The sequence below is a fragment of the Streptomyces sp. SID3212 genome, from assembly GCF_009865405.1.
In the GTDB taxonomy this organism is placed as follows: Bacteria; Actinomycetota; Actinomycetes; order Streptomycetales; family Streptomycetaceae; genus Streptomyces.
The window spans coordinates 1-5643 of record NZ_WWJY01000589.1; the positions used below are offsets into that span (position 1 = coordinate 1).

Genomic DNA, 5643 nt, shown 5'->3' on the forward strand with positions numbered 1-5643 from the left:
GGCCGCAGCCCGTTCAGGAAGCGCGAGGGCCGCCGGGAGGCCCTGCCCCCCGGCGAGCGGGAGAGCGCCCAGGAGAGGGAGAGGTGCACCCGCGCGCGGGTGACGCCGACATAGAGGAGACGGCGCTCCTCCTCGACCTGTTCGTCGGTCTTCGCGTAGGTGATCGGCATCATGCCCTCGGTGAGCCCGACCAGGAACACGGCGTCCCACTCCAGGCCCTTGGCCGAGTGCAAGGAGGCGAGCGTGACGCCCTGCACGGTCGGCGCGTGCTGCGCCGCCGCGCGCTCGTCCAGTTCGGCCACCAGGTCGGAGAGCGTCGCGGACGGCTTGGCCCGGACGAAGTCCTCGGCCAGCCGCACCAGCGCGGCAAGCGACTCCCACCGGTCCCTGACCGCCCCGGAACCCGTCGGGGGCTCCGTGGTCCACCCGGAGGTCGAAAGCACGGCACGCACCTGCGAGGGCAGCTCGACCACGTCGTCGAGCACGGCGTCGTTGCCCCCGAAGCGCGCCGCGCTGCGCAGGGCGGCGCCCGCTTCCCGTACCTCCTTGCGTTCAAAGAAGCGCTCGGCGCCGCGCAGTTGGTACGCCACCCCCACGTCCGCCAGGGCCTGTTCGTAGACCTCCGACTGGGCGTTGATCCGGTACAGCACGGCGATCTCGCCCGCCGGGACGCCTGCGGCGATCAGGTCGCGGATCCGGCGGGCGGTGGTCTCGGCCTCCGCCGGCTCGTCCGCGTACTCCGTGTAGACCGGTTCGGGGCCGGCCCCCCGCTGGGAGATCAGCTCCAGGCGGTGTTCGGCGGCCCGGCCGCGCGCCTGGTTCAGCAGACCGTTGGCCAGGTGGACGACCTGGGGGGTGGAGCGGTAGTCACGGACCAGCTTCACCACCGTGGCGCCCGGGTGGCGCGTGCGGAAGTTCAGCAGGTGGTCCGGGGTCGCGCCGGTGAACGAGTAGATGGTCTGGCTGGCGTCGCCGACGACGCACAGGCTCTCCCGGTCCCCCAGCCACAGCTCCAGGAGGCGCTGCTGGAGCGGGCTCACGTCCTGGTACTCGTCCACCACGAAGTGCTGGTACTGACGGCGGATCTGGTCGGCGATGTCGTGCCGGTCCTGGAGGATGCCGACCGTCAGCAGCAGGACGTCCTCGAAGTCGATGACCGAGCGGTCGCGCTTGAGCTGTTCGTACATCCCGTAGATCTGGCCGATCTCGGCGGCGTCGCGCGGGGCGTCGCGCAGCGACTTGGCGACCGCCGCCGGATAGTCCGCGGGCACGGTCTGGGTGACCTTCGCCCACTCGATCTCGCCCGTGACGTCCCGCAGCTCGTTGCGGTCCAGCCTGATCCGGCAGCGCGCCGCGGCCTCGGCGACCAGCTGGACCTTGCGCTCCAGCAGCCTCGGCATCTCGCCCCCGACGACCTTGGGCCAGAAGAACTGGAGCTGGCGCAGCGCCGCCGAGTGGAACGTCCGCGCCTGGACCCCGCCCGCGCCGAGCTGGCGCAGCCGCCCGCGCATCTCCCCGGCGGCGCGGTTGGTGAACGTGACGGCCAGCACGCTGCCCGGCTGGAGGATCCCCGCCCGCACCCCGTACGCGATCCGGTGGGTGATCGCGCGCGTCTTGCCCGTACCGGCCCCGGCCAGCACGCACACCGGGCCGTGCAGGGCCGTCGCGACCTCGCGCTGCTCGGGGTCGAGCCCTTCGAGCACCGCGTCGGCGTCCCGCGGCGGGTCGACGATCTGGCCGGGACCGGCGGTCCTGCCCTCGTGCGGGTCCTGCGGGAACAGTGGGGAATGCGTTGCTGCTGTCACCCCGCCATGCTGTCAGGTCGCCGGGGACGGCTGTTCCCGTTGTCCACAGCTGTGCCGCGTCTGTCATACGAATACGGTCCGGACCGTTACGGGAACGGTCGCCGCCCTCACATGGACGGCCGCCCCCCTCGCGCGGACGGCCCCCGCCCTCGCGGGAATGGCCGCCGCCCCGCGTACGTTCCACGCATTGCGCCGGTGCACCCACCGGGGCACACGGCCTGGAGCCGACGCACAGAGCGAGACCGAAACAGAGGAGCGCGAGGGACATGGCGGGCACTGTGACGATGTACAGCACCACGTGGTGCGGATACTGCCGTCGGCTGAAGGGTCAGCTGGACCGCGAGGGCATCGCGTACACGGAGATCAACATCGAGCAGGACGCCGCCTCCGCGGCCTTCGTCGAGAAGGCCAACAACGGCAATCAGACGGTGCCGACCGTCGTCGTGGTCGCCCCGAGCGGCGTCGACGTCACGATGACCAACCCGAGCCTCGCGCAGGTGAAGCAGGCGCTCGGCGCCTGACCCCGCACCCGCCCCGCTCCTCCGGCACACACCGATCCCCTCCGAGGCCGACGCTTCGGAGGGGATCGGTGCTGTGCGGTCAGGGGAGTACGCCGCTCCTACCGCGGCAGCGGCTTCGGCAGGGGCTTGCCGTACCAGAGCTCCACCAGGCGCGCGGCGATCGAGATGCCCGCCGGGGGCAGGATCTCGCCCGTCTCGATCGCGGTCCGCAGGTCCTCCCGGGAGAACCAGCGCGCCTCCTCGATCTCCTCGCCGTCCACGGTGATCTCCGAGGACGTGGCCCTCGCCATGAAGCCCAGCATCAGGCTCGACGGGAACGGCCACGGCTGGCTGGCCACGTACTCGACCTCGCCGACCGTGACACCGGCCTCCTCGAAGACCTCGCGGGCCACCGACTGCTCGATGGACTCCCCCGGCTCCACGAAGCCCGCCAGGGTGGAGAACCGGCCCTCGGGCCAGTGCACCTGCCGCCCGAGCAGCGCCCGGTCCTCCTCGTCCGTGACCAGCATGATCACCGCCGGGTCGGTCCTCGGGTAGTGCTCGGCGCCGCAGGCCGGGCAGCGGCGGATGTGGCCGGCCGCCGCGATCACCGTGCGCTCGCCGCAGCGCGAGCAGAAGCGGTGGAGCCGCTGCCAGTTCTCCAGCGCGACCGCGTGCACCATCAGGCCGGCGTCCCGCTGCGACAGCAGCAGCCCCGCCTCCCGCAGGCCCGCCGCGCGCGCCGACTGGTCCATGCGGCCGGGCAGCGCGTCCTTCTGGAGCGCGAAGTAGCTGACCCCGTCCTCGTCCGTACCGAGGAAGTAGCGGTGGGTCTCCGTGACGGGCGCCTCGAAGGCGGGGGTCATGACCAGTTCGGTACGGCCGTCGGGGGTGTCGTCGATCAGCACCTGTCCGCCCGACACCACGAAGACCCGGGTCGTGGGGTGGCTCCAGGCAGCCGCGAGCCAGGCCTCGTCGAGACGGTGGTGCGCGGCGCGGTCGACACCGCTGGGCGCGGTGAGACCGATCGGTCGGTGTGCGAGATCGGCACTGCTGATGGTGCTCACAGGTACTTCCAACTCCCCCGGATGGATGGGTTCTGTTCAGCGGAGAGCGGCGGCAAGGTCGCCCCAGAGGTAGGCGGTGGTCTCCACGCCCTTGAGCAGCAGGTCCAGTTCGACCTTCTCGTCGGGCGCGTGCCAGCCGTCGGACGGTACGGAGATGCCCAGGAAGAGCACGGGTGCGCCGAGGACGTCCTGGAGGTCGGCGGCGGGTCCCGAGCCGCCCTCGCGGGTGAAGAGGACCGGGCGTTCGAAGGCGCGGCCCATGGCCCGGACGAGCGACCGGAGGGCGGGGTGGTCGAGCGGGGTCAGACAGGGGCGGGTGGCGGCGCCGAAGGTGATCTTGTGGCGGACGCCGTTCGGGACGCGGGCCTCGATCCACTCCCGTACGGCCCGCTCGATCCGGTCGGGGTCCTGACCCGCCACCAGCCGGAACGAGAGCTTCACCTGGGCGGAGGACGGCACGATCGTCTTGCCGCCGGGGCCCTGGTAGCCGCCGCCGATGCCGTTGACCTCGGCGGTCGGGCGGGCCCAGATCCGCTCCAGGGTGGAGTGCCCGGCCTCGCCGAGGGTGCCGTGGGACTTGGCCGTACGCAGCCAGCGCTCCTCGTCGAAGGGCAGCGCGGCGAACAGGGCGCGCTCCTCGTCGGTGAGCGGGGTGACGCCGTCGTAGAAGCCGGGGACCGCGACCCGTTCGTCCGCGTCGTGGAGGGAGGCGACGATACGGGCGGCGACGGTGGCCGGGTTGGGGACGGCTCCGCCGAAGGAACCGGAGTGGATGTCCTGGTCGGGGCCGTACAGCTCGATCTCGCAGTCGGCGAGGCCGCGCATGCCGGTGCAGACGGTCGGGGTGTCCTCGGCCCACATGCCGGTGTCGGAGACGATCACGACGTCGGCGGCGAGGCGGGCCGCGCGGGCCTCGGCCAGGGCGCGGAAGTGCGGGGAGCCGGACTCCTCCTCGCCCTCGACGAGCAGCTTGAGGTGGACGGCGGGGGTGGTGCGGCCGGTGGCGGCGAGGTGGGCGCGGACACCGAGTGTGTGGAAGAACACCTGCCCCTTGTCGTCCGCGGCGCCGCGTCCGTACATCCTGCCGTTCCGTACGACCGGTTCGAAGGGGTCGCTCGCCCAGCCGTCCTCGCGGGCGGCGGGCTGCACGTCGTGGTGTCCGTAGACCAGCACGGTGGGGGCCGCGGGGTCGTCCGAGGGCCATTCCGCGAAGACGGCGGGGGCGCCCGGGGTCTCCCAGATCTCGGTGACGGGGAAGCCCGTCTCCTGGAGTTTGGCGGCCAGCCAGTCGGCGCTGCGGCGCACGTCGGAGGCGTGATCGGGCTGGGCGGACACGGACGGGATACGGAGCCAGTCTGCGAGGTCGTCGAGGAACGCGGCGCGGTGGGACTCGATGTACGTACGGACGACGCTGTCCGGGGTGTCGCTCATGACATCGAGCCTAACCGGATCCGGCGGTCGTCCGTTCTGCTGTCCGTCCTCCGTCGCCGTCGCCGTCCGCGCCCCCTTCTCCGTCCCCTTCTGCGTCCCCTTCTGCGTCCCCTTCTGCGTCCCCGTCCGCGTCCCCGTCCGCGTCGCTGTCGCCGTCCCCGCCGGTGAGGATCGCTTCGAGCTCGCTGCGGGAGAGGAGGCGGTCGGGGCGGACGACGTCACCGGTGCGTACGTACAGGAACGCGGCGGTGACGGCGGACGGCGGGAGGCCGTGCTGCTCGGCCCAGGCGAGGCGGTAGACGGCGAGCTGGAGGGGGTCGGCGGTACGGGCGCGGCTGGTCTTCCAGTCGATGATCTCGTACGTGTCCGTGCCGGTCCCGGGGTCGGTGGTGCGGTAGACGGCGTCGATCCGGCCGCGGATCACCCGGCCCGCGAGGGTCAGCTGGAACGGCGCCTCCACCCGGTACGGCGTACGGCGCGCGTACGGGGTCCGCTCGAAGGCCGCCTTGAGCGCGGCCAGGTCACGCTCGTCGGCGATCTCCGGCTCGTCCTCGTCCCCGCCGGGCAGCTCGTCCGGGCCGAGCAGGGGCAGCGGCAGCTCCTCGAACCGCGACTCCACCCAGGCGTGGAACCGGGTCCCCCGGCGGGCGGCGGGCTGCGGCGGCCTGGGCATGGGGCGCGCCAGCTCATGGGCGAAACCGTCCGGGTCGGCGGCGAGGCGCATCAGCTGGGACGCGGAGAGCGACGGTGGTACGGGGACGTCACGGACACCCGCCCGCGCGCGGCGCAGCTCACGCGCGAGCGCGTCGAGATCACGGTCCCAGGAGGCGAGGATCCGCG

At 72.7% G+C, this 5643-nt stretch carries 5 protein-coding genes; 1 reads left to right on the plus strand and 4 read right to left on the minus strand.

Going from position 1 to position 5643, the window contains the following annotated elements:
* Window positions 1-1805, minus strand: a 1805-nt coding sequence (locus GT042_RS17690; protein WP_345943812.1) for an ATP-dependent helicase, incomplete at its 3' end; no start/stop codon positions are given.
* Between the two features lie 266 nt (window positions 1806-2071).
* On the opposite strand from GT042_RS17690, the gene GT042_RS17695 reads away from it, so the two are divergent.
* The gene (locus GT042_RS17695) at window positions 2072-2326 is read left to right on the plus strand and encodes a mycoredoxin (RefSeq protein ID WP_161309680.1); all 255 of its coding nucleotides are present in this window, start codon (window positions 2072-2074) and stop codon (window positions 2324-2326) included.
* Window positions 2327-2424: 98 nt separating this feature from the next.
* On the opposite strand, the gene nudC is transcribed toward GT042_RS17695, so the two are convergent.
* The 3 genes from nudC to GT042_RS17710 form a co-directional block, all read right to left on the minus strand.
* Entirely contained in the window at window positions 2425-3372 is a 948-nt protein-coding gene (gene nudC / locus GT042_RS17700) for an NAD(+) diphosphatase (RefSeq protein ID WP_161309681.1), read from the minus strand.
* 36 nt (window positions 3373-3408) lie between these two features.
* Window positions 3409-4803, minus strand: coding sequence for a dipeptidase (locus GT042_RS17705; RefSeq protein ID WP_161309682.1), 1395 nt, complete (start codon window positions 4801-4803; stop codon window positions 3409-3411).
* Window positions 4804-4813: 10 nt separating this feature from the next.
* Window positions 4814-5643, minus strand: an 830-nt coding sequence (locus GT042_RS17710; RefSeq protein WP_161309683.1) for a PD-(D/E)XK nuclease family protein, incomplete at its 5' end; no start/stop codon positions are given.